Below are 23,219 nucleotides of genomic sequence, written 5' to 3' on the forward strand. Positions count from 1 at the left end.
CTTCGCCGTCACTTCATCGTCGTGAACCGCTGCACCAGCGAGGCCAGCAGCACCGCGAGCAGCGGCAGCGAGAACCAGAAACTGCCCTGTAGCCACCGCAGTTGCCGCACCCCGGGCCGCACCGCGACCCGGACCACCTCGCGCGCGGTGAGCATCAGCATCAGGGCGACGGCGGCGAGGGCCCCGACCACCGACCACGGGGTCCAGGTCACCTGCGGTCCGATCGGTCCGGGAGCCGGCTTCGGCACCTTGCCCGCGGGCTGCTTGCGCAGCGCGTACATGGTCACGTCGTCGTTGGCCAGGACCCTCGTCAGCTCCTGCCGGTCGTCGAGGTTGCGGATCAGCCGGGACTCCCAGGCCGCCGGGTAGCCCACGTCCATCCGCAAGTACGTGACCTGGCTCTTGTTGATCATCAGATACGAGTGGGGCCCCGCGTCCTTGAGCGCCTTGACCAGGCCCGACACCAGCACCGGATCGGTCGGTGCCAGCGTCGGTACGTAGTTCACGCGCTCCATGTCCTTCGCGCCCCACGGCATCGCCGGCGTCACGTTGTTCACCGTGTCGTTGCTCAGCCACAGCAGGCGCACCGTCGGCCGGTCGTGGGCGTACACGTAGTCCATGGCCGCAACCTCGCCGGGCCGGATCCGCTCGAACGCCTCGTTGCCCCAGCGGGCCACCAGGAAGCCGCCCATGAGCAGCAGACCCGCCAGCAGCGCCGCGAGCGGGGCCAGGCGGCCGCGGTCCTTCTCGCGTTCCCCCGCGGTGGCGCCGGTGCGCGGGAAGAGGGCGAGACCGGCCAGCAGACCGGCACCGGGCAGGGCGAACATGAAGACACGCAGGGCCATCTCACCGCCGTACGACTGCATGCCGAAGCCCAGGAACGGCACGAAGGTGAGCACCAGCAGCGACCGCTCGCGGTACCTGTTCCAGCGGCGGCGCAACCAGCCGAGACAGGCGAACGCCATCACCCCGCCGGCCAGCAGCACCCGTGCGTACAGGACCAGCTTGTGCGTCGGGTCGCCGCCCTGGATACGACCGGACACGGACGTCGACACATTGCTGCCGACCCCGCCGACCCCGCCGAACAGCTCGTCGAAGTGCCCGGACCAGTACGGCTCGGCCATGAAACCGACCCACACCGCGACCAGCACCGCGAACAGCATGGGCAGCCCGCGCAGTTCCGACTTGCCGATCAGCACCAGCGCCGCGAGCACACCGAGCATCACGAACGGGGTGAGCTGGTGCGCCGGGACGCTCGCCGCGTACAGGCCGATCAGCACCATGAGCAGCACGGCCCGCTGCCGCCGGTCGGCTGGCTCGACCTCCGCCTCGCCGGGGCGGAACCTGCCCCACAGGGCGTGCGGGGCGCGGAACCAGACCAGGAGGACCGCCACGAACACGAGGTACAGCAGATAGGTGAAGCCCTGCGGGGAGAAGTAGTCCTGGCCGACCCAGCCGCTGAGCACGAACACCCACACGCCGGTCCACTTGGCCCGCCAGCTCGCCCGCAGCGAGCGGGTCAGCAGGAACATCGGGGCCAGGTAGGCGAGTTGGATGGCCAGCGGCCACCAGCGGATGACCTCCGTGAAGTCGGTGATGCCGCAGGCCCGGCCGATGAACGCGGCCGCCGCGAAGAAGCCCGGCCAGCTCCAGCGGGCGTCCAGGTCCGGTACGGCCGACCCGGTGCGGTCGACGTAGTCGATGAACCCCAGGTGCTGCCAGGCCGTCGCGAACCGCGGCTCGGTCTCGATCACGGCGGGCAGCGCGTGCAGGGACACCACCGTCGCCAGCAGCGTCACCAGCAGCAGCGCCCGGTGCTCGCGGGCCGGCCGGAGCAGCGCCGCGAACACCACCACCAGCAGCGCCGCGCCGACCAGCGTCGGCAGCGGCAGTACGGAGACCAGACCGAGCCCGCCCATCCCGTCCAGGGCGGCCTCGTCGAGCCGCAGTGCCGGCACCCAGTACAGCAGGAGCGCGGCGATCAGCAGGCAGCCGAGGAGGACACCGGTGCGGGTGGGCCGGAGGCGTTCCCGGAGCGGGCGCGGTGGCCGCGGCGGTTCCGGTACGGCCGGCGGTGGGGGAGCCGGTGCCGGTGCGGACGGCGCGACCACCGCCGCCTCCGCCTCGATCTCCCGCAGCAGCGAGGCCTCGGCGGGACCCAGCGACGCCTCCGCGCCCGGCTCTCTCTCCCACTCCCTCGGCAGCAGCGCCCAGGCCGGCCGGTGGCCGGCGCGCACCACCGGTGTGCCGGTCGGCGGGGTACCCGGTCCGGGTCGCACGTCGGGGCGGCGTTCCTGGTGGTCGAAGTCGACGTGGATGCCGAGCGCGAGGGTGTCGGCGTCCAGCGCCCAGGCCGGTCCCCGCCTGCGCGGCTCGGACGTGGCGGGGACCTCGCGCGCCCCCAGGTCGGCGAGGTCCCCGTCCGGCGCCGCCGCCTCGGGGACGGTGTCCGGCGCGGCCCTGACGGTCCTGAACAGCTTCGGCGCCGCGATCGCCACGATCACCGCGAGGGAGGAGATCTCGGCCACGCCCGCGCCGGTGAGGCCCATGCGGGGGAGCAGCAGCAGAGTCAGCCCGAGCACCAGCACGCACAGCAGGCCCTGCAACCAGGCCAGTCCGGCGGTGCGGCTCTGCGCGCGCAGCACCGCGAAGTAGGTCTCCATCACCACGCGCAGCAGCGCGCCGACCGCGAACCAGCGCAGCAGCGGGGTCGCCGCGTGCGCGTACCCCGCGCCGAAGACGCCGAGGATCCACGGTGCTCCGAGGAACAGCAGCCCGCAGATCGGCAGCATGATCCGCGCCATCCGCTTCAGCGCCGCCCGGGTGTTGGCGGCCAGTCGCCCCGGCTCGTGCGAGCCCTCGACGGTCAGGGAGGCGCCCATGTTGATGGCGAGCAGGTTGACCGTGCCGCCGATGGTGGTGGTGATGTAGAAGTACGCGTTGTCCTCGGAGCTGACCTGCGCGGCGATGATCACCGGGACCAGGTAGACCACGGCGAGGGAGAACAGCGAGCCGGTGTAGTCCCCGGCGAGGAATCTGCCGATCTCCTTCACCGAGGGCGGCTCGGTGAGCCCTTCGGTCGCCTTCACGTGCCGGGGGACCAGCCGCCGGAAGACCAGCAGGCCGAGCGGCACCACGGAGGTGGCGATGGCCAGCACCCAGGAGGCGAAGACGCCGGTCGTCGGCATCGTGGCGGCGAGTGAGACCAGCAGCGCCAGCTTCACCGCGGAGAACACCGTGTTGCCGGCCGGCACCCAGGGCGCGCTGCGCAGACCGGTCAGCACGCCGTCCTGGAGGGTGAGCAGGTTCCAGGCGGCGATGGCCATGATGAAGCCGAGTCCCTTGACGGTCCCGTGCAGGAACCGGTACGACGGCCCCCAGGTGTCGAGGGTCAGCAGGAAGACCCCGGCCGCGAACGCCACGACGACCGAACTCGCCAGGTACGTACGGGCGATGAGGCGTCCGGTGGAGCGGCCCGACACCGGGATGAACCGGGCCAGGGCGCCCGTCAGGGTCACCGCGGTCAGGCCGGCGAGGAGTTTCATCGCGGCGATCGCTGCCGAGCCCTGACCCACCGCGGACTCGGAGTAGTAGCGGGCGGCCACCAGCCAGTAGCCCAGGCCCAGGACCGCGGAGATGCCGGTGTTGAGCATCAGCGCGTAGGCGTTGCGGAACAGCTGGTTGCCGCCCGGGGACCGGCCGCGCCCTGGCAGGCGGAGACGGCGCCCCGGCTGCTCGGGCGCCTCGGTGGCGGTGGTCGCGGCCTCGGTGGTGGTCGTGTCAGACACGGGAACGGCTGGCCTTCCGGCGGACCTGGCGGGCTCTGCGGACAACGGCGTACCCCTTGGTGAGGGCACGGTCCCGGGCGAAGGTGCGGGCGATCGAACGGCCTTCGAGCAGCCGCGCGAACTCCTCCGCGTCCGTGCCGCGGCGCACGGTGACCCGCCGCAGCGCGTACGGACCCTGGCGGCGGCGGGCGAGCGCGTTGCCGACGGCGAGGGCCTGGGCGAACCCGGCGGCGCGCACGGCCCGGCGCACCCGGCGGCTGGAGTAGCCGTAGGGATAGGCGAAGGAGGCGGGCACGGTGCCCAGTTCACCGGCGACGATCTCCTTGCAGCGGACCAGCTCGGAGCGCAGTGTGTCGTCGTCGAGCTGGTCGAGCTGCGGATGGGTGTGGCTGTGCCCCCCGATCTCCACGCCCGCGTCCGCGAGTTCCCGTACCTGGTCCCAGTCCAGCATGGTGTCCAGACCGCCCCCGGTGTCGTACGCGCCCCGGATCCAGCCCGTCGAGACGAACAGCGTGGCCGTGAAGCCGTGCTTGGCGAGCACGGGCAGGGCGTGCCGGTGGACGCCCTCGTAGCCGTCGTCGAAGGTGATCAGAACCGGGCGCGCGGGCAGTGGCCGCCCCGACCGCCAACTCGCCGCCAGCTCCGCGGTACCGACCGGGGTGAGCCCCAGATCGCCGGCCATCGCCATCTGCGCCGCGAACGCCTCCGGCGCGACCGACAGGTCCCGGGTGGCGTCGTTCGGCGCGGTCGCGACCGAGTGGTACATGAGGATCGGCACGGGTGCGTCCGTCATGCGCGGCCCCCTTCGTCCCCGTCGGCGCGAACCCCGCCGCCCCCGCCGGTCGGTACGCCCTCGGATTTTTCGATCCGTACGACGGAGAACACGGTGCCGCCCCGCCGCGCCCGCACGCTCCCCACCACGTAACCGCCCGCCGCCGTGAGCACCCCGGCGACGATCGCGCCCGCCCGGCCCGCGCCGCCGGGGCGGGCCAGCAGGGCGTCCCGCAGGCCGCGGGCGACCCCCGCGGGCAGCACCCGGGTGGCGTACCGGCGTTCCGACTCCAGCCCCTTGCCGGCGCCGACGCTGCGGGCGACCAGGGCCTTGGAGAGGCCCTCGGCGTAGGCGCGGGTGCGGAAGTAGGCGAAGTGCTCGCGCGCCCCGGGCACCTTGTGGTGGATCACCGCCCGGTCGTCGATCAGCAGGACCGCGTCGGGCCGGGCGCGGCTGAGCCGGATGCACAGCTCGGTCTCCTCGCAGCCCAGCGGGCGCCGGTCGCCGTCCCGGCCGATGCCGGTGGCGAAGCCGCCCGCCGCGTCGAAGGCCGTACGCCGGAAAGAAGCGTTTCCGCCCAGGACGTTGCGCACCCGGACCCGCCCGGCCGGCAGACCGCGGTAGGTGCAGCCGACCACCCAGTCGAACTCCTCCGGGAACCAGGCGGGGCGCCGCCCCGACGCCCACACCGGCTCCGTACGGCCGCCGACGGCCATCACCCGGGGATCGGCGTACCCCTCGGCGAACCGCCGCAGCCAGTCCCGCTCGGCCACGGCGTCGTCGTCGAGGAAGGCGATCACCTCGCCGTGGGAGGCGGAGATGCCGGTGTTGCGGCCCGCGGACAGGCCGCGGGGGCCCGCGTTGGCGAGCACCCGCACGTCACCGGCCTCCTTGTACTCCCTGGCCAGCCGGTCCAGGAGCACCGGATTGTGGTCGACGACCAGGAGCGTCTCCAGCGCCGGACACGACTGCGCGCGCACCGAGGAGACCGCCGCGAGGATGTCCTCCCAGCGGTCCTCGGTGTACACGCAGATCACGACGGAGATGTCGGGATCGCTCAAGGCGCCTCTCCCTGCCCGGTGTTCAGCATCGGCGAGTGCTGGGCCATGCGGCGCAGGGCACGGCGGTTGGAGCGCTCCCTCAGGATCACCCTGAGCACCCGCAGCCCGTCCCGGACGGCCCGCAGATTGCTCGTGCCGTGGATGCGGAGGTACTCGTGGCTCGGGATCTCCTGCACCTTCAGCCCCGCCTTGACCACCCGGATGTTCATCAGGGTCTCGACCTCGAAGCCGGTGCAGTCGAGGTCGATCTTGTCCAGGCAGTGCCGCCAGAACGCGTTGTACCCGTAGCAGAGGTCGGTGTAGCGCGCGCCGAACTTGCGGTTGACGACCGCGCACAGCACCCGGTTGCCGAGCTTGCGGATGAAGGTCATGTCGTCCGTGCCGCCGCCGTTGGCGAAGCGCGAACCCTTGGCGAAGTCCGCGCCGGAGACCAGCGCGGAGACATAGCTGACGATCTCCTGCCCGTCGGCGGAGCCGTCCGCGTCGACCATCACGATGATGTCGCCGGTGCACGCCTCGAACCCGGTGATCAGGGCATCCCCCTTGCCCTTGCCCCGCTGTTCGACGACCTTGACCTTCGGCCACAGTCCACGCGCGACCTCGACGGTGTCGTCCGTGGAATTGCCGTCCACGAGAACGACCTCGTGTATCCAGTCCGGCAGCGTCTTGAAGACGTACGGGAGATTCTCCGCCTCGTTCATGGCCGGAATCACCACGCTCACCGGCGGCGCGATGGCCAGGTGAGAGGAGACGGGCCGGTATGTGGCGGCGATGAAAGGATCTTTACCCGAATTGGGCGGGTGAAGAACGGAACTCATGAGCTGGCTTCCCTCTCGTCCGGTGGGCCGCCCGCCCCTGGGCGGCCCGCTCTGTGTCCGGTTCGAAAGGGGGGTTCTCACTCACGGCACGGCGAACGGATCTCCGAGCACGCGGGTGAGCTGGCAAAGCTGGCCGGCCTGCCGCCAAGCGGCCGCCGGTCGCGCGGCACGGCCCGGTCACCCAATGCGGTCACCGAGCACGGCACCCCCCTACCGCGCCCCGCGCCGGAACGCCGTGGCCCTGAGCCCTCCCCTGGAGCCGTTGTCGACGGACCGATGCGGGTGAGATGTCTGACGGTATTGACGATTGAACCCGTATGGCAAGGCCTGGACCGAAGCCTCACGTTTTTGTTGGTTTAGTCATTACGACTGTCTCGAACGGATCTTTCCCATTCGTTTGAGAATTCTGTCCGCCGGTTCGAACAGTTCCGGCCGCGACAGCACCGTGTTGCGCAGCGCCCGGACCGGGGCGCGCCGCGCCCGGTGTCCGACCGCCATCGGGTGACGCCTGGTCACCCACCCCTCGGACACGGCGATTTCGCGTGTCTTGAGGGAGTCCTTGTACTCCTTCTGGCCCCGGCCGAGATCGAGATAGGCGATGCCGTCCGCGGCGGCCGCCTCGGCCATCCGCAGGTGCAGGACCAGCCCCGGTGAGTACTTCGCGAACGCCGGGTCGTACGCCGGGAACCAGCAGGCCAGTATCCGCTCGGTGCGCAGTCCGAAATGGGCGGCGACCGGCCGGCCGTCCGCGTACAGCACCGACAGGATCCCGGCGAACGGTTCGGAGCGGGTGTGGAAGAGCCGGGTCACCAGCCGGGTGATCCACTCGTGCGCGAAGCGGTCGCTGCGCCCCGTCCGGCGGTACTGCGCGGACTTCCACGCCATCAGCGTGTTCAGGGCCTCGGGGTCGCGCTCGTCGTGGACGTAGCGTACGGCGCCGGCGTCCCGGCCGAGCCTGCGCTCCTTGGCGAGCGTGCTCCGGGTGAACTTCGGCGAGTCGGCGCGAAGTTGGCTCAGATAGGCCTCGTAGCCCTGGTCGACGTCCATGACCGGGGACGGGAAGGTGCCGGAGGCCGAGGCCTCGAACGGCTGCTGGCCCTGCACCAGGTGGTCGAACTCCCACAGCGCGAGCCCGCAGGCCCGCAGTAACTCACGGGAGTCCCAGGTGAAGCCGGGACGGTGTACCAGGCCCTGGCAGTCCGAGACGCCGAGACCGACGGCCCGGCCGACGCCGGTGGCGGATCTCTGGTACGGGAAGTAGGCGGCGGGTTCGCCGTCCTCGTGGACCACCGCGATCCGCACGCCGCGTCTGACCCGGCCCACCGCGAGCGCGAACTCCGGGGACAGGAACGGGTTCGCCAGTTCGGGGGTGCCGTGCAGATGGGCCTTGGCCTGCATCGCCGTCCAGGCCGCCCGGTCGGCGGCGCTCAGTTCACCGGGGCGGTACACCCTGACGTCCACGTCACACGCCCTGTCTTCTCGCCGTACGGCCGCGCGGCAGCCGCACCAGGACCAGCAGGAGAAGGAGGAGGCTGAGCGCGGTCACGGCGACGACCCCGCCGCGCATCGACCAGCGGTGCACGGCCAGCATGCCCTGCGCCACCAGCATGTTCACGACCACCGCACCGGCCACCGAGGCGAGTGAGCGGCCGAACGGATCCAGCCCGCGCAGCGCCGCCGCGATCGCCGCGGCCGGGGCCGCGAGCAGGAAGAACAGCACGCTCGGGCCGCGCAGGAACCAGTGCGAGCCGGTCAGCGCGAGCAGCGCGCCGACCCCGCCCACGGCCGTGGCGGCCCCCGCGAGCAGCGGCGACAGGTCCCTCCCCGGCCCTGGTCGCGCACGCTCGGCGCCGTCCGTCGCGGCTGACTTGATGCGTATGTTCTGCATGGGCGACTTTGCCCCCCGAAGCGCCGGATGCCGGGCTTCAATGTCGCGCAGCCCGGAGGGGGCCGTCAAGATGCGGAGGCCACTCATACGGCATCTTGTCCGGCTTTAAACATGCACTGGGGCAACGCTTGAAGGTCACCTGTGCGTCGCCCGGCCGAACGTAAACAAACGGGCAGGGAACGTACTAAATCGATCCTGTTGAGGCGTCAAAAGTCTTGGCATGAACACTTCCCGTCAACACGCGTAGTTGCTACGACAGTTGAGGCAGAGATCCTGCTAAAGGGAGGTTCCATGAGACGTTCCCGGTTTACGGCATTCGTGACCTCACTCCTCCTCGCCACCGGCCTCACCCTCACCGGGGCCGCCACGGCGCAGGCATCCACCCTCGCCGCGACCGGCGGCTACGTGGCGCTCGGCGACTCCTACTCCTCCGGAGTGGGTTCGGGCAGCTACATCAGCTCCAGCGGCAGCTGCGACCGCAGCACCAAGGCGTACCCGTACCTGTGGAACGCCGCGCACGCCCCGTCCTCGTTCGCCTTCAACGCCTGCTCCGGCGCCAAGACCGGCGACGTGCTCGCCAATCAGCTCGGCTCGCTCAGCACCTCCACCGCCCTGGTCTCGATCACGATCGGCGGCAACGACGCCGGCTTCGCCGACGTCATGACGACCTGCGTGACCGGATCCGACAGCACCTGCCTCTCCCGCATCAACACCGCCAAGGCGTACGTCGACTCGACGCTGCCCGGCAAGCTCGACAGCGTCTACTCGGCGATCAGCGGCAAGGCCCCCTCCGCCCGTGTCGTCGTGATCGGCTACCCCCGCTTCTACAAGCTGGGCACGACCTGCATCGGCCTCTCCGAGACCAAGCGCGCCGCGATCAACGACGCGGCCGACTACCTGAACACCGCCGTCCAGAAGCGCGCCCTCGACCACGGCTTCGTCTTCGGCGACGTCCGCACCACGTTCTCCGGCCATGAACTGTGCTCCGGCAGCGCCTGGCTGCACAGCCTCAACCTGCTCGACATCAGCGAGTCGTACCACCCGACCGCGTCCGGCCAGTCCGGCGGCTACCTGCCCGTGTTCACCAACGCGGCCTGATCCGCTCAGGGAGAGGCCGAAGGCGAGGAGGCCCCGTCCGACGGGGTCTCCGTCGTCGCGCAGGTCACCGAGAACGGCACCTGGTCGGACGTCGTACGCACCGGGCCGCGCACCTCGACGCCGATCGCGTTCTCGACCGTCCCGCTCTTGGAGTACGTCGTCACGACCACCTTGTCCTGCTTGGACTTCCCGCCGCCCGCCGGGAACGACAGCGTCTTCCACCCCGCGTCCGAGACCGAGCCGTTCTTCGCCACCCACCGGTACTGGACCTCAGCGGGCAGCCGGCCCACCGTGAACGTCGCCGTGAACGCGGGCGCCTGCGCGCTCGGCGGCGGACAACTCCCCGAGTACTCCGTGTGCGACCCGGTCAGGGTGACGTGCACGGACTGGGCCGGGGCGGAGCTCGCCGGGCCGCTGCTCGGCGAGGGCGGCGGGGCACCCTTGGTGGAGTCGGTGGTGCGGGTGGGGGCCGGGGAGCTGAGGCTGCCGCCCTTGTCCGTGCTCGCGCCGCCGCTGTTGTCGTCGTCCCCGCTGCCGTGGTTGAGCAGCGCGTACGTCAGCCCGGCCAGTGCCAGGGCGACCGCGACCAGACCCGCGACCAGGACCACGCCGGCCCGCCGGTCGCGGTCCGGCTCCGGCAGGGGCGCCGTGGCGGTGCGGGACGGCACGGGTCTCGGCGGGGTCGGCGACGACGGCCGCACCGGACGGGTCGGGGCCGTCGGGGCGTACGACCCCACGGGCACGGTGTCCGCGCGCGGCGCACCGCCCGCGGCGACGAGCCGCAGGTCCTGCTCGGCCAGTTCGGCGGACAGCCGCTCGGCCGGGTCCTTGCGCAGCAGCCCCTCGATGACCGGGGCGAGCGGACCGGCCCGGCGCGCCGGCGGCAACTCCTCGTCGACGACCGCGCGCAGGGTGCTCAGCGGTGTGTCGTGGCGGAACGGGGAACTGCCCTCGACGGCCGCGTACAGCAGCACACCCAGCGACCAGAGATCCGACTCGGGACCGGGTGTGCGCCCGAGCGCCCGCTCCGGGGCGAGGAACTCGGGCGAGCCGATCACCTCGCCGGTCATGGTCAGCGCGGAGCTGCCCTCCACCGTGGCGATGCCGAAGTCGGTGAGCACCACCCGGCCGTCGTTCGCCAGCAGTACGTTGGCCGGTTTCACGTCCCGGTGCAGCACCCCGGCCGCGTGCGCGGCGCGCAGCGCGGCCAGCACCTCGGCGCCGATGTGCGCGGCGCGCTGCGGGGGCAGCGGGCCCTCCGCCTCCAACTGGTCGCCGAGGGACAGCCCGCGCACCAGCTCCATGACGACCCAGGGCCTACCGCCCTCCATCGCCACGTCGTACACCGTCACGACGTTGCGGTTCGCGACCCGCGCCGCCGCCCAGGCCTCGCGCTCCAGCCGGGCGTACATCCGCTCGACGTCCGCCGTGGCCAGCCCGGCCGGGGCCCGCACCTCCTTCACCGCGACCTCACGGTGCAGTACCTCGTCGCGGGCCCGCCACACGGTTCCCATACCGCCCTCGCCGAGCGGGGACAGCAGACGGTAGCGGCCGGCGATCACACGTTCACTGCCCGGCTGTTCGGACACGGGTGCCCCCCACGGCATCTCGCGTGATTTCTCCACAAAAGTAGCTCAGCCCAGTGCGGATGCCGCCCCCTTGAGCACCAATCCGGCGCCCAGGACCAGCACGACGAACGCGGACGCCAGAGGAGTGCTCCTGCGTACGAGAGCCGCCGCGGGGCCCGCGGTCCAGCGGGGGCGCTTGTTCAGCACCCGGTTCATTCCGCTACCCAGCTTGACGACCGCGAACCCGGCCGCGGTGAGTGTGAGCGCCAGTCCCACGCCGTACGCGACCACCAGCAGCAGACCGAACCACGCCTGCCCCAGGGCCGCGGCGCCCACGAGCACGACGACCGCGGAGGGGCTGGGCACGAGCCCGCCGGCGAACCCGAGCAGGATCGTGCCGCGCAGGGTGGGGGCGGTGGAGTGGGTGTGGGTGAAGCCGCCGTGGGTGTGCTCGACGGCGCCGTCGTGATGGTGGTGCTCGTGGTCGTGCCCGTGGTCGTGGGCGTGCTGGTCGTCGTGGTCATGGTCGTGGTCGTGGTGCTCATGGGTGTGGCCGTCGTCGTGCGTGTGGCCGTGCCCGTGTGTATGGCCGTGCGCGGGCTGCCGGTTGCGCAGCGCCCGCCGTACGAGGTTCGCTCCCGCGCCCGTCACCAGGAGACCGCTCGCGATGCCCAGCCAGGCGATCACCGAGGGGGTCGCGGCCGATCCGGCGGTGACGAGGAGCCCGAGGGCCACCACGCCCAGGGTGTGGGTGACCGTGACCGAGGCGGCCAGGGGAAGCACGTCCCGCATGCGGGCCCGGCCGCCCCGGGCGGCGGCCGTCGCGGCCATCAGGGTCTTGCCGTGGCCCGGCGCGAGGGCGTGCATCGCGCCGAGGCCGATCGCGATGAGCAGGGCCAGGGAGGCGAAGCCGACGGTGAGGTCGTGGCGCGCGACGAGGTTGTCCAGCGCGCGGGTCCAGCGGTCGGCACCGCGGGGCAGGATGGAGGCGGCGGGGGCGTCCTGGCGCTCCTCGGCGAGGGCCGGTCCGCCGGGCCGTACGTGCACGGACGCGGTGACGGTGTCGGCGGGGGAGGAGAGCAAGTCCTTCGGGTACGCCGTCAGTTCGTGGGAGACCGACGTCTTCGGCACGTCCGACGCGGTGAGCGTCATGCGGTCGCCGCGCGCGGTGATCTCCCGCCAGCCCGGTCCCGTGGTCGTGCCCGCGCTGTGGAAGCCGAGGGTCACGGTGTCGCCCTTGGGGAGCGGTGCGGTGAACCGGCACGACACCCGCAGGGTGTTGAGCCCGGCCTGGCCGGGCCGCGGCTTCGCCTGTGCGGTGCCGGCCGACAGCGCGGTCGTACGGCCGTCGACGGTCAGCTTGCTGCCCTCGGCGGCCGTGGCACACCGCTGCCGGGCCCACTCGGTCAGGCCCAGCCGCTCGATGTCGGGCTTGGCCTGGGTGGCCGGGATCTCGGCGAGGTCCTCGAAGTGGTCGACGCGGAGCTGTCCGGGGGCGGCGACGAGACCGTCGTACCGGTTGACGGTGAAGTTGCCGAGCGGGTGGGCGCTCGCCGCCGTGGCGGGCAGGAGCACGAGCGCGCCGGCGGCCACGGCGGCGGCAAGGAGGCGGCGGGGTTTCACTTGGCCGCCTCCAGCGCCTTGTGGGCCTCGCGGGCGCCCAGCGGGGAGAAGCCCGGGTTGAGCCTCAGGGCCGCGGTGAGCGAGGCGCGGCCGTCCTTCGTGTGGCCGGTGGCCAGTTCGATCATGCCGCGGTGGTAGAGGAAGGAGGCGTTGTGGTAGCCGGTGGCGGTCGCCTGGCGGGCATGGCCGAGGGCCTCCTGGTCCTTGCCGTTCACGTGCAGCGCCCAGGCCAGGGCGTCCGCGGTGTGCACGGTGTGCCGCCGGGCCCATTCGGCGCGGGCGGCACGCAGGGCGGCGGCCTTGTCGCCGTGCTCGGCGGCGGCCAGCGCGGTGTCGAGGTCGGCGTTGACGCCGTTGGCCTTCGCCAGGGCGATCCAGGCGTCCACGAGGGCGTACTGGTCCTCGGCCTTGGCCTTGTCGCCGTCCTGGCCGCGCGCCTCGTACAGCTCGCCGAGCTCGACGAGGGGGCCGGGCAGCGGATACCGCGAGACGACGAGCTCCATGCCCTTGATCGCGGCGGCCCGGTCACCGGTCGCCGCCTGGGCGCGGGCGCGGCCCTCCAGGGCGGGGAGGTAGTTCTCGTCGGCGGCCAGGGCGCGCGCGTACTGGTGCAGGGCCGTCTTGTAGTCGCCCTGGTTCCAGGCGAGCTGGCCGAGCTGGGCGGAGACGTAGGCGATGTCGCCGCGGGAGGTGGCGGTGGACAGGGCCTGCTCCAGCACCCGGCGGGCCGTCTTCACGTCGCCGCGCAGCTCGTGCACGTAGGCGTACCGGGTGAAGACGGGCACTCCCGGCTTGCGCTCGTCGGCGGTGTCGGCGGCCTTCGACGCCTCGTCGTACCGGCCGAGTTCGACGAGTGCGTCGACACGGGAGGACAGGGCGCGTTCGCTGTAGGGGTTCTGCTTCAGGGCCCGGTCGGCGTAGGTGAGGGCCTCGGCGAACTGGTGCCGGGCGGCGGCGAGGGCGGCGAGGCCCGCCAGCGCCTGGTCGTTGTCCGGGGACAGCCGCAGTGAGCGCTTCAGGGCCTTCTCGGCCTGCGGATACCGGGAGGGATCGCCCTTGGTCCGCGCCTGCTCGTCGTAGGCCAGTCCGAGGGTGGCCCAGCTGCCGTAGTCCTTCGGCTGGGTACGCAGATGGGCCTGGAGGGAGGCGATGGTCGAGTCGAGGTCGCCGCTCGCCAGCAGCCCGGGGGAGACGGCGCTGGAGGCCGCCACGGGCGCGGGGGAACCGTCCCGCGCGGCACCGAAGGCGATCGCCCCGCCGGTCAGCGCGACCGCCAGCAGCGCCGCGCACCCGGCGAGCCGAGCCGCCCGCCACCGCCGCCCGGCGTCCCCGACCCGCCGTACGGCGGCGACGCGTACCTCCGCCCCGGGCGCCTCGCGCTCCGCCGCGGCGGCGTCGCCGTCCGTGGGCGAGGGGGCCTCGACGGCGGCGCCGGACTCCGTCGCGGCGTCGGCCGGCTCCGCCGCGGGAGTGGACTCGGTTTCCTGACCAGGGAGTTCAGCCCGCGGCGCGGGGGATGTCTCACCGGCGGGCGGGAGTTCGTCCCCGTCCACCTCGGACACGGAGTCGTCGTTCGTGCGCGGGGACATGCCCTCTCCTGGGTCGCCTGGTCGTTGCGGGAAGTCGTGGGACGGCGCGGCCCGCGCCGTGGGGGAATGGATGCGCGGGCCGCGCCAGTCGGTGGGGGTGGGACGTGGGGCTCAGTACGGGCGCTGGATGCGCCGGCGCCACCACGCCACGGCCGCGCCGATCAGCAGGATTCCGGCCGCGCCCGAGGCCGCCGACCCGGCGATCAGGACCTTGTTGTCGGTGCCGCCGCCGGAGCCCGCCGGCTGGAGCGCGTCACCGAGCTGGCTGCGGACGTCGGCGCCGCTGGTCGTGCCCTTGGCGAGCGCGCCGCGTGAACCGGGGGTCGGCTCGGCCACGTACGGGAAGTACTTCTCGAAGTTCTTGTCGTTCTTGTCGACCGCGTCGCTCAGGTCGTTCTTGGCGCCGACCAGTTCGCCCTCCATGACCTGGAGCGCCTCGTCGACCACGTCGTCGGTGAGCCGACGGCCGTTCGGGAAGCCCGCGTTGTCACCGTCGAGCACACCGAGCCGCTTGGGGTGCATGGCCGGCTTGATCGAGGTGTTGAGGCGCAGCTCCTCCGAAGCCTTCACCTTCGGCGGCTGGTTGAGGCCCTTGACGCCCTTCAGGAACACGTCGACCAGGTCGTTGCGCGGCTCCTTCGGAGCCTTGATCTTGTAGATCGACTCGATCAGCTTCGGCAGCTCGGGGTTGGTCACGTTCTTCAGGAACTGCCCGTCGTACGCAGGCGTGGACGCGTTGAACTTGTCCTTGTCCTTCAGCGGGTTGACGACCTCGTTCACCAGCGGGTTGCCCAGGCGCGAGACCTGCGAGTAGTAGCCCTGCGCGTTCTTGCGCTGCGTGGTCGACCAGATGCCCACGATCGGCTGCTTGGACGACTCGCGGATCATGTCGTTCGGCACCTGGAGGGCGATCGTGTTGACGTTGTAGCCCTTGAGCGTGTCCCGGCCGACCTCGCTGAGGTTCCCGCCGTACAGCAGGTCGAAGACGCGCAGGTCCAGGAAGAACGGGTCGTCCGCCTGCCCGGCGAAGGTCTGGGCGCCGGCCGACGTCTTGTAGATGGCCTGCGAGCGCAGCTTCGCGTAGTCCGGCATCGACGCCTTGCCGACGTCCGACGGGGCCACCGGCACGCTGTCCGCGACCCGCGACTTGTAGACCTGCTTGCCGTACTTCAGCTTGATCAGGTCGATGTCGTACGTCTGCGTGACGTTGAGGTCGGGGTCCTTCAGGCTGTCGACCACACCGGTGTTGTAGAGGAAGGTGTTCTCGTTCTTCCGGTGCGTCTTGAAGGTGTAGCGGAAGATCAGGTCGTCCTGGGCGTCACCGTTGTTGTCGACGTGGAGGTCGTACTGGGCGTCGTCCGCGAACGTGAAGAAGTTCGGTCCGCCGGCCGGGTCCTCCATCGGGATCCAGTTCGCCACGATCGTCGTCGTGTCGGGCTTGTCGGGGCTGACGAACGCGTACACGTCGGTGTTGTCGTACTGCGGGGTCCCCGAGATCAGCGGGGCCTCGCGGTGGCTGGAGGCGAAGGCCGCCCCGGGTGCCAGTGCGGCGGCGCCGGCGGCTGCGAGCCCACCGGCGGCCAGCGCACTGCAGACGAGAGTGGCGAGGCCCTTGCGCCTCGCGCCGCTCCTGGAAAAGTGAGGTGTCATGCCGTCCGTCCTCAGTCCCAACTTGCTTGACGGACGGGTATACGGAGCGGAAGGCCGGTTCGGATTGGTCTCGAAGAAAAAATCTTTTTCGAGTTCGTGACCCGCGTTTTCCGCCCTCGTATACGTAAGCCCTGCTGGAGGTGTGTCCGTTGGGCAGGGCCGGTGCGACAGGAGCGGGTGTGGCGGGATGGGGCCGGTGCGGCCGCGGAGAGGGGGACGGGGTGGACGCGGACGAACTCCTGGTGCGCGTGGCGGGCGGTGACCAGAAGGCGTTCGAGCAGCTGTACGGCATGGTGTCCGGGCCGGTGTTCGGGCTCGTGCGCCGTGTGGTGCGCGATCCCGCGCAGTCGGAGGAGGTGGCCCAGGAGGTGCTGCTCGAACTGTGGCGCTCCGCCGCCCGGTTCGACCCCGGCCGGGGCAGCGCCCTGTCCTGGGTCCTCACCCTCGCCCACCGCCGGGCCGTCGACCGCGTGCGCAGCGCCCGCGCGGCGGGTGAGCGGGAGCAGCGCGAGGCACTGCGCGCCTCCGGACCCGCCTTCGACCAAGTCGCCGAGGAGGTCGAGGCGGGGCTGGAACGCGAATGGGTGCGGCGCTGTCTGGACCGCCTCACCACCCTGCAACGGCAGTCCGTCACCCTCGCCTACTACGACGGCTACACCTACCGTGAGGTGGCCGAGCGGCTGTCGCTGCCACTGGGTACGGTCAAGACGCGGATGCGCGACGGACTCACCCGGCTGCGCCAGTGCCTGGGAGGTGTCGCATGAGCCTGCTCGACCGGCTGCTGCGCCGCGAGGACCTGCACTCGCTCGCTGCCCCCTACGCCCTGGACGCCCTGGAACCCGCCGAGCGCGTCCGCTTCGAGAAGCACCTCAGGGCCTGTGACCGCTGCACCGCCGAGGTGCGCGAACTGGCCGAGGACGCCGTGCGCCTGGCCTGGTCCACGGCCGCTCCGCCGCCGGCCGCGATGCGCGACCGGGTGCTGGCGGCGGTCCGGGCCACCCCGCAGGACCCGGCCTCGGCCACGATCCCGGAACGCACGCCCCAACTCCCGCCGCACGTCTGGGGTGCGCAGCCGCCGCCGGCCCGCTCCCATGCGCCCCGCTCGCGCCCCCTCTTCGTCCCGTTCGCCACGGTCACGGCCGCCGCCGCGCTCGTCGTCGCCGGGCTCTTCGCGGTCCAGGCCAACCGGACTCAGGACCAACTCGACGCGGCGCGGGCGCAGTCACGTGAGATCGCCCACGTTCTCTCCGCCTCCGACGCCCGCGCGAGCAGCGGCAAGGACACACAGGGACGAACGATCGGAGTGATCGCTTCCGCATCCGAGGGCCAAGCCGTCGTCACACTCAGCGGATACAACGCTCCGCCGAGCGGACGGGTGCGCCAGCTCTGGCTCATGCGCCCCGGCGTGCAACCGCGCTCCCTAGGGCTCTTCGACGGCGACACGCCCTTGATCGCGACCGGTCTCGGGAAGTCTGCGACATCACTCGCCGTAACCGTGGAACCCGACGGTGGGTCAGCACAGCCCACCACGCAGCCAATTGCCCAACTCGCGTTGAAATCGGTCGGATTCGGAGAGTAATCGTCAACCTCCTTGCTGGGTAGGTGAATCCTGCGACCGTGATACACGCATGCCTCGCCGGGGCGATAGGGTTACCCTGCCCGGGCCGGGTGGACTCGTACGGGTGGGGAGTGACATGGAGCAGATAACAGTGCGCAGCAGGGCGCGGGTCCCTGCGATCACCTGCGGGAGCAGCGCGACCAGCTCGCGCCTGGACCGCCATCTGTCGGTATTGGGCGGTCCCGCCATACCGCAGCGGGAGACGGTCGAGGCCACCTCGCTGATGCGTGAGCTGACCGCACGTGAGCCCGCGCACGAGCGCAGCGGCAAGGGCGCCCGGATCCGCCGGGTCTCGCTCTTCGCCCCCCTGCGCCGACTGCGCCGCTCGCTGTTCGGCGGCAACAAGCACTGAGCCCTGCCCGCGCTCAGGGCCTGCCTGCCGGACCATGCCGCAGACGCGGGGCTCTTGGTACGCACACCTGCGGCATTGTCGTCACTCGCCGAGGCTCCGCGTCGACTCCCTCCTCCGCCTTGCAGCTGCACGCACCAAGCCTCGCTCACCGGCGCCGATCAGGTACCGCGTCTTTTCTGCGGCCTGATCCGCCGGGCAGGCCCTAGGCCACCACACCGTCCCGGCGCAACGCTGCGATCTCGGCGTCCGTCATCCCCACGGCACGCAGCAGCGCACCGGTGTGCTGCCCGAGCGCGGGCACGTCACCCATCCGAGCCTCGTCCCCGCCCGGCAAGGTGATGGGCGGCAGCAGTGCCCGCAACGGCCCGACCGGCGAACCCACCTCCCGCCACCGCTCCCGGGCCGCCAGCTGCGGATGCTCCGCGACCTCCCGCAGGTCCCTCAGCCGGGCGCACGCGATGCCCGCCGCCTCCAGGCGCGCCACCGCCTCGTCCGCCGTCAGCGCGCCCAGCGCCTTGGCGACCAGCCCGTCGGTGCGCTCCCGGTTCGCCACCCGCGCCGGGTTCGTCGCGTACGCGGGATCCGTGCCCAACTCGGGTTGCCCGATGACCTGCTCGGCCAGCCGCCGCCACTCCCGGTCGTTCTGCACGGACAGCAGCACCCGGCCGCCGTCCGCCGTCGGATAGGCGTCGTACGGCGCGATGACGGCATGCGCCAGCCCGGTGCGGACCGGGGGAGTGCCGCCGTGCATGGTGTGGTGCAGCGGATGGCCCATCCACTCGGCGAGCGAGTCCAGCATCGACACCTCCACCGGCCCGCCGCGCCCGGTCGTCCCGCGCCGCACCAGCGCCGCCAGCACCCCCGAGAAGGCGTACATGGCCGCCGCGATGTCCGCCGCCGGGATCCCCGCCTTCACCGGCCGCTCCGGCGTCCCGGTCACCGACACGAGCCCCGTCTCGCACTGCACGAGCATGTCGTAGGCACGCTTGTCCGCGTACGGGCCCGACGCCCCGTACCCCGAGATGTCCACCGCGACCAGCCGCGGGTGCGCCGCGCACAGCGTGGCCGCGTCGAGGCCCAGCCGGGCCGCCGCGCCCCGCGCGAGGTTCTGCACGAACACGTCCGCGTCCGCGACCAGCCGCCGTACGAGATCCAGGCCGCGCGGGTCCTTCAGGTCCAGCGCGATGGACTCCTTGCCGCGGTTGCACCACACGAAGTGCGAGGCCAGCCCGCGCGCCGCGGAGTCGTAGCCGCGCGCGAAGTCGCCGCCGTCGATCCGCTCCACCTTGATGACCCGGGCGCCCAGGTCGGCGAGCTGCCGGGTCGCGAAGGGCGCGGCCACGGCCTGTTCGACGGCGACGACTGTGATGCCCTCCAGGGGCGCGGGGAGTCGGTCCATGGGGTGGATCATCACCCCTGACCGGCGGTTCTGTCAGCCGCGCGCGTAGCGGCGGACCGCGAGCGGTGCGAAGACGGCGATCAGCACGGCGCACCACGCCAGTGACCCGGCGACCGGATGTGCGACCGGCCAGGCCGCCCCCTCGGGCACGGGCGCGTTGCCGAACAGGTCGCGCAGCGCCGTGGTCACCGCGCTGATCGGGTTCCACTCGGCGAGCGTGCGCAGCCAGCCGGGCAGGTTGACGGTGGGGATGTAGGCGTTGGACAGCAGGGGCAGCATGAAGGTGGCGCCGCCCAGCTGGCCGGCCGCCTCCTCGCTGCGGGTCAGCATCCCGAGGAAGATGCCCACCCAGGTGCAGGCGAACCGGAACAGCAGCAACAGCGCGACCGCGTCCACCGCGTCGAGCGCCGATCCCTCCACCCGCCACCCCATGGCCAGTCCGACCAGCAGGAACGGCACCGTCCCGGCGGCCGTGGTCACGAGGTCGGCCAGCGCCTGCCCCAGCGGGACGGCGGCCCGGCTCATCGGCAGCGTGCGGAAGCGGTCCATCACGCCCCGGTGGGTGTCCTGGGCGGCCTGGAACATGCCCGTCATGATCCCGCCGGCCGCGGTCGCCACCAGCAGTCCGGGGACGAGGAAGGAGCGGTACCGCGCGCCGGGCATCGCCAGCGCGCTGCCGAAGACGTAGCCGAAGAACAGCAGCATGCTGATCGGCATCGTCTGGCTGAGGATCAGCAGTCCGGGGTTGTTGCGGACCCGGCGCAGCTGGCGTCCCAGCATCGCGCCGCCGTCGTACGCCAGCGTGCTCATGCCACGGCCTCCTCGAGGTCGGTGCGGTCGGTGCGGTCGGTCAGACGCAGGAACACGTCGTCGAGGGTCGGGGGCTTGAGGCTCGCGTCGAGCAACGGCAGGCCGGCCGCATCGAGTTCGCGGACCAGGCGGGGCAGGGTGAGCGTGATGTCGGTGGTGACGGCGCCGACGCTGTGCCGCGCGTGGTCGAGCACCGGCTGTCCGCCGGTGATCCGGTCGAGGACGGCGGCGGCCTTCTCCAGCGCGTCGGGATCGGCGACGACGACCTCCGCGTGCATCCCGATCGCCGCCTTCAGCTGGGCCGGTGACCCCTGGTGCGCGACCCGCCCCCGGTCCACCAGGGCGATGTCGTCGGCGAGCTGGTCGGCCTCCTCCAGGTACTGGGTGGTGAGCAGCACGGTCGTGCCGTCCGCCTTCAGCTCGCGCACGGCGTCCCAGATCCGGTTCCGGCTGGCCGGGTCGAGCCCGGTCGTCGGCTCGTCGAGGAACAGGACGTCCGGGCGGCGTATCAGGCTCGCCGCGAGGTCCAGGCGGCGCCGCATCCCGCCCGAGTAGGTGGACGCGGGCCGGTCGGCGGCCTCGGTCAGGCCGAAGCGGTCCAGCAGCTCCGCGGCCCGCTCGGCCGGCCCCCGCACCCGGTGCAGCCGGGCGAACAGCCGCAGGTTCTGCCGACCCGTGAGGTCGCCGTCGACCGACGCGTACTGCCCCGTGACGCCGATCCGCCGCCGTACGGCCGCCGCCTCCCGCACGAGGTCGTGCCCCGCGACCCGTGCCGAGCCCGCGTCGGGCCTGAGCAGCGTGGTCAGCAGCCGTACGGCCGTCGTCTTGCCCGCCCCGTTCGGGCCCAGCAGCCCGCAGACGGTGCCCTGCGCCACGGCCAGGTCCAGCCCGCGCAGGGCGTGCACAGCGCCGAAGCGCTTCTCCAAACCTTCACTAAGTACAGCGTACGTAGAAGTCATAGGTCGACCATAGCGCACTACGTACGGTGTACGTAACTAGGATGGTGGGGCGAGGTGATGATCGATGGCAGGCCGAGGGGCCGTACCCGAAGTGATCTGGGCGCGCCCCGAGCGCGCCGGGCGAGGCCCGCGGCCGGCGTACACCCGGGCCGACATCGCGGCCGCCGCCGTACGGATCGCCGACGCCCAGGGGCTGGACGCGGTGTCGATGCGGCACGTCGCGGCCGAACTGGGCTGCGGCACGATGTCGCTGTACAACTACGTCCCCCGTAAGGAGGACCTGTACGAGCTGATGGTGGACGCGGTCAGCGGGGAGCACGAGCTGTGGGAGCCGGCCGGCGACTGGCGCGCCGACATGCTCCGGGTCGCCCACCAGACCCGCGGCCTGATGCACCGCCACCCCTGGATGCCGCGCCTGATGTCCCCGGTGTACGGCTTCAGCCCCAACGCCCTGCGCTACATCGAGCACTGCCTGGCCTGCCTGGACCCGCTTCCGGCCGCCTACGGCACGAAGATCGAGCTCGTGGCGATGCTGAACGGCGTGGTGACCACGTACGTCCGCAACGAACTGGACACCGCCGAGCGTGCCCGCTCCCTGCCCTGGTCCGAGGACGAGGAGAACGCGGTCCGCATCGCCTACCTGGGCGGTCAGATCGCCTCCGGCGCGTATCCGCGGATGGCGGCGGCCTTCGAGTCGGACCCGGGGCCGATCGATCTGGAGGCGGTGTTCCAGCGAGCGCTGGAGCGGGTGCTTGACGCCTTTACGCCGCGCTAGCTCGGCGGCATTCGGCGGGTGCGGGATCGTCGTGGCCGGTCGCGCAGTTCCCCGCGCCCCTTTGGGGCGCGGCCGGTGCCCCCATCGTTCGCCTAGAGCAGCGCGAACTGGCCCTCCGGGCCCTCCTCGTGGTGGTCGAGGACGGAGGCGGGGCGGTGGGACCAGTCCGGGGGCGGGAGTACGCCTGCCTCGCGGAGGTCGGTGGCCGTGACCGGGGCCGCCGACTCCAGCTCTTCCTGCTGTGGTTTCAGTTCGGCCAGGAGCGCGAGCATCGTGATGAGTTCCAGCAGCTCCGACGTCCAGGTCTGCGGCCAGGAGCCGGGGCGGACCGCGGAGAGGGTGCCGGGCTCGGCGGGGGCGGTGCGGGTCGCGAACCACTGCTCCAGGACGCGCACCCCGGCGACCTCGAAGTCCCATGCCTGCGGCGGTACCGGCGAGATGCGGCCCTCGTCGACGTGCAGGGTCTCCTCGTCGCGGTCGTAGTGGAGGGTGAGCGGGCGGGCGGGCAGGGGCGCGCGGACGTAGGGGCGGCGCCCGCCGGGGAGTTTGGGGCGTTCGCCGCCGCGGCGCATCAGCCAGAGCACGCGGTGGCCCAGCCGCACGCCCCGGGCCCAGAGTTCGGCGTCGCCGGTGAGCGGGACGGTGAGGTCCGGGCGGGTCGTGGCCAGGATCCAGGCGAGGACGTCCAGCGGGGCCGGGGCCAGGCCCAGACGGTCGGCCAGGAAGGCCGACAGGCCCGGCGCGAGATTGGGTTCCTCGCCTCCCGGGCGCCGGTACAGCGGGCGGATGCGGCCGGGCCGCAGAAGGGGCAGGCGGGAGGTGGCCAGCAGGGGCGAGCCCAGGGCGGGGCTGTCGCCGGCCGTCTCCACGGTGAAGACCTGGTGGTCGTCGGCCACCCGCCACAGCTCGGGGCGGGCCGCGTCCAGCAGGCGGTGATCGGGGATCAGCCACTGCTCGTCGAAGGGCGCCGCGAGCACCCGTACCGGTTCCGGGCAGGGGCCCGAGGCCCGCACCAGCTTCTCCGTGCCGCCGGACCGGCCGGGCAGCTGCCCCACCGCCGAGTGCAGCGTCCGCGAACGCGTCGGCTCGAACAGGGCCTCCCGGTCCGGGCCCTCGGCCTTCAGCAGGGCGTCCCAGCGGGCTTTCAGGGAGCCCGGATCGGGTGCCGTCGGCCAGGCGCGGCCCGGCCGCAGCGGTGCGACGGACCACGGCATGAGGTCCGCCAGCAGCGGAGCGTCGTCGTGCGTCACGCTGGGCATCGTACGGCAGCGCCCAGAAGAGGCGAGGGCCCGCATTGGACATGCCGTTCCACCACGCGGGCACGACCCGCCACGACGAACCCACAGACGTCCGACGGCCCTCGGGCCTCTGCGTGGGCGTGACCCGGCGTGACGAATCCGCAGGCGGTGGACGGCTCTCGCGGCTTCTGAGCGGCGTGACCCGGCACGGTG

19 protein-coding genes are annotated in these 23,219 nt (G+C 72.3%); 5 read left to right on the top strand and 14 right to left on the bottom strand.

What is annotated here, in order from left to right; translation table 11 throughout:
• Nucleotides 1-8 precede the first annotated feature (8 nt).
• The 6 genes from ABZ915_RS19325 to ABZ915_RS19350 all read right to left on the bottom strand — a co-directional run bounded on the left by ABZ915_RS19325 (nucleotide 9) and on the right by ABZ915_RS19350 (nucleotide 8,327).
• The gene (locus ABZ915_RS19325) at nucleotides 9-3,788 is read right to left on the bottom strand and encodes a lipopolysaccharide biosynthesis protein (RefSeq protein ID WP_361804068.1); all 3,780 of its coding nucleotides are present in this window, start codon (nucleotides 3,786-3,788) and stop codon (nucleotides 9-11) included.
• Nucleotides 3,781-4,581, bottom strand: a complete 801-nt coding sequence (locus tag ABZ915_RS19330; RefSeq protein WP_361804071.1) for a polysaccharide deacetylase family protein — start codon at nucleotides 4,579-4,581, stop codon at nucleotides 3,781-3,783. Before ABZ915_RS19330 ends, ABZ915_RS19325 begins: the two co-directional genes overlap by 8 nt.
• A complete protein-coding gene (locus ABZ915_RS19335; protein WP_361804074.1) occupies nucleotides 4,578-5,621 on the bottom strand; it encodes a glycosyltransferase family 2 protein in 1,044 nt (347 codons plus the stop codon). The genes ABZ915_RS19330 and ABZ915_RS19335 overlap by 4 nt, the downstream gene beginning before the upstream one ends.
• Nucleotides 5,618-6,439, bottom strand: a complete 822-nt coding sequence (locus tag ABZ915_RS19340) for a glycosyltransferase family 2 protein (protein ID WP_361804077.1) — start codon at nucleotides 6,437-6,439, stop codon at nucleotides 5,618-5,620. The genes ABZ915_RS19335 and ABZ915_RS19340 overlap by 4 nt, the downstream gene beginning before the upstream one ends.
• A gap of 363 nt (nucleotides 6,440-6,802) precedes the next feature.
• Entirely contained in the window at nucleotides 6,803-7,900 is a 1,098-nt protein-coding gene (locus ABZ915_RS19345) for a GNAT family N-acetyltransferase (RefSeq protein ID WP_361804080.1), read from the bottom strand.
• A gap of 1 nt (nucleotide 7,901) precedes the next feature.
• Entirely contained in the window at nucleotides 7,902-8,327 is a 426-nt protein-coding gene (locus ABZ915_RS19350; protein WP_361804083.1) for a hypothetical protein, read from the bottom strand.
• A gap of 291 nt (nucleotides 8,328-8,618) precedes the next feature.
• Here ABZ915_RS19350 and ABZ915_RS19355 point away from each other — a divergent pair, with 291 nt between their 5' ends.
• Entirely contained in the window at nucleotides 8,619-9,425 is an 807-nt protein-coding gene (locus tag ABZ915_RS19355) for an SGNH/GDSL hydrolase family protein (RefSeq protein WP_361804086.1), read from the top strand.
• A 5-nt stretch (nucleotides 9,426-9,430) separates the two neighbouring features.
• Here the strand turns inward: ABZ915_RS19355 and ABZ915_RS19360 are convergent, their stop codons facing one another.
• From ABZ915_RS19360 to ABZ915_RS19375, 4 genes are all read right to left on the bottom strand, one after another.
• Nucleotides 9,431-11,032 carry a serine/threonine-protein kinase gene (locus ABZ915_RS19360; RefSeq protein WP_361804089.1) on the bottom strand — a complete coding sequence of 534 codons (1,602 nt, stop codon included), beginning with the start codon at nucleotides 11,030-11,032 and terminating at the stop codon, nucleotides 9,431-9,433.
• Between the two features lie 27 nt (nucleotides 11,033-11,059).
• Entirely contained in the window at nucleotides 11,060-12,616 is a 1,557-nt protein-coding gene (locus tag ABZ915_RS19365; RefSeq protein WP_361804092.1) for a sulfite exporter TauE/SafE family protein, read from the bottom strand.
• A complete protein-coding gene (locus tag ABZ915_RS19370; RefSeq protein ID WP_361804095.1) occupies nucleotides 12,613-14,205 on the bottom strand; it encodes a tetratricopeptide repeat protein in 1,593 nt (530 codons plus the stop codon). The genes ABZ915_RS19365 and ABZ915_RS19370 overlap by 4 nt, the downstream gene beginning before the upstream one ends.
• 111 nt (nucleotides 14,206-14,316) lie before the next feature.
• Nucleotides 14,317-15,855: a DUF4331 domain-containing protein gene (locus ABZ915_RS19375; protein WP_361804098.1), complete on the bottom strand. Its 1,539-nt coding sequence runs from the start codon at nucleotides 15,853-15,855 to the stop codon at nucleotides 14,317-14,319.
• 221 nt (nucleotides 15,856-16,076) lie between these two features.
• On the opposite strand from ABZ915_RS19375, the gene ABZ915_RS19380 reads away from it, so the two are divergent.
• From ABZ915_RS19380 to ABZ915_RS19390, 3 genes are all read left to right on the top strand, one after another.
• Nucleotides 16,077-16,619, top strand: a complete 543-nt coding sequence (locus ABZ915_RS19380) for a sigma-70 family RNA polymerase sigma factor (RefSeq protein WP_361805102.1) — start codon at nucleotides 16,077-16,079, stop codon at nucleotides 16,617-16,619.
• Entirely contained in the window at nucleotides 16,616-17,434 is an 819-nt protein-coding gene (locus ABZ915_RS19385) for an anti-sigma factor (RefSeq protein WP_361804101.1), read from the top strand. Before ABZ915_RS19380 ends, ABZ915_RS19385 begins: the two co-directional genes overlap by 4 nt.
• Nucleotides 17,435-17,549: 115 nt before the next feature.
• Nucleotides 17,550-17,825 (top strand): hypothetical protein, encoded by a 276-nt coding sequence (locus ABZ915_RS19390; RefSeq protein WP_361804104.1) that lies wholly within the window; start codon nucleotides 17,550-17,552, stop codon nucleotides 17,823-17,825.
• 202 nt (nucleotides 17,826-18,027) lie between these two features.
• Here ABZ915_RS19390 and ABZ915_RS19395 read toward each other — a convergent pair whose 3' ends face one another.
• Genes ABZ915_RS19395 through ABZ915_RS19405 form a run of 3 tightly spaced genes read right to left on the bottom strand, consistent with a single transcriptional unit; the run spans nucleotide 18,028 to nucleotide 20,993 of the window.
• Nucleotides 18,028-19,224 (bottom strand): CaiB/BaiF CoA-transferase family protein, encoded by a 1,197-nt coding sequence (locus ABZ915_RS19395; RefSeq protein WP_361804107.1) that lies wholly within the window; start codon nucleotides 19,222-19,224, stop codon nucleotides 18,028-18,030.
• A gap of 33 nt (nucleotides 19,225-19,257) precedes the next feature.
• Nucleotides 19,258-20,034: an ABC transporter permease gene (locus ABZ915_RS19400; RefSeq protein ID WP_361804110.1), complete on the bottom strand. Its 777-nt coding sequence runs from the start codon at nucleotides 20,032-20,034 to the stop codon at nucleotides 19,258-19,260.
• Nucleotides 20,031-20,993 carry an ATP-binding cassette domain-containing protein gene (locus ABZ915_RS19405; protein ID WP_361804113.1) on the bottom strand — a complete coding sequence of 321 codons (963 nt, stop codon included), beginning with the start codon at nucleotides 20,991-20,993 and terminating at the stop codon, nucleotides 20,031-20,033. Before ABZ915_RS19405 ends, ABZ915_RS19400 begins: the two co-directional genes overlap by 4 nt.
• Before the next feature lie 64 nt (nucleotides 20,994-21,057).
• On the opposite strand from ABZ915_RS19405, the gene ABZ915_RS19410 reads away from it, so the two are divergent.
• Entirely contained in the window at nucleotides 21,058-21,768 is a 711-nt protein-coding gene (locus ABZ915_RS19410) for a TetR/AcrR family transcriptional regulator (protein ID WP_361804116.1), read from the top strand.
• Between the two features lie 92 nt (nucleotides 21,769-21,860).
• Here ABZ915_RS19410 and ABZ915_RS19415 read toward each other — a convergent pair whose 3' ends face one another.
• A complete protein-coding gene (locus tag ABZ915_RS19415; protein ID WP_361804119.1) occupies nucleotides 21,861-23,027 on the bottom strand; it encodes a type ISP restriction/modification enzyme in 1,167 nt (388 codons plus the stop codon).
• Between the last annotated feature and the right edge of the window lie 192 nt (nucleotides 23,028-23,219).

The sequence above is a fragment of the Streptomyces sp. NPDC046915 genome (assembly GCF_040644935.1).
In the GTDB taxonomy this organism is placed as follows: Bacteria; Actinomycetota; Actinomycetes; order Streptomycetales; family Streptomycetaceae; genus Streptomyces.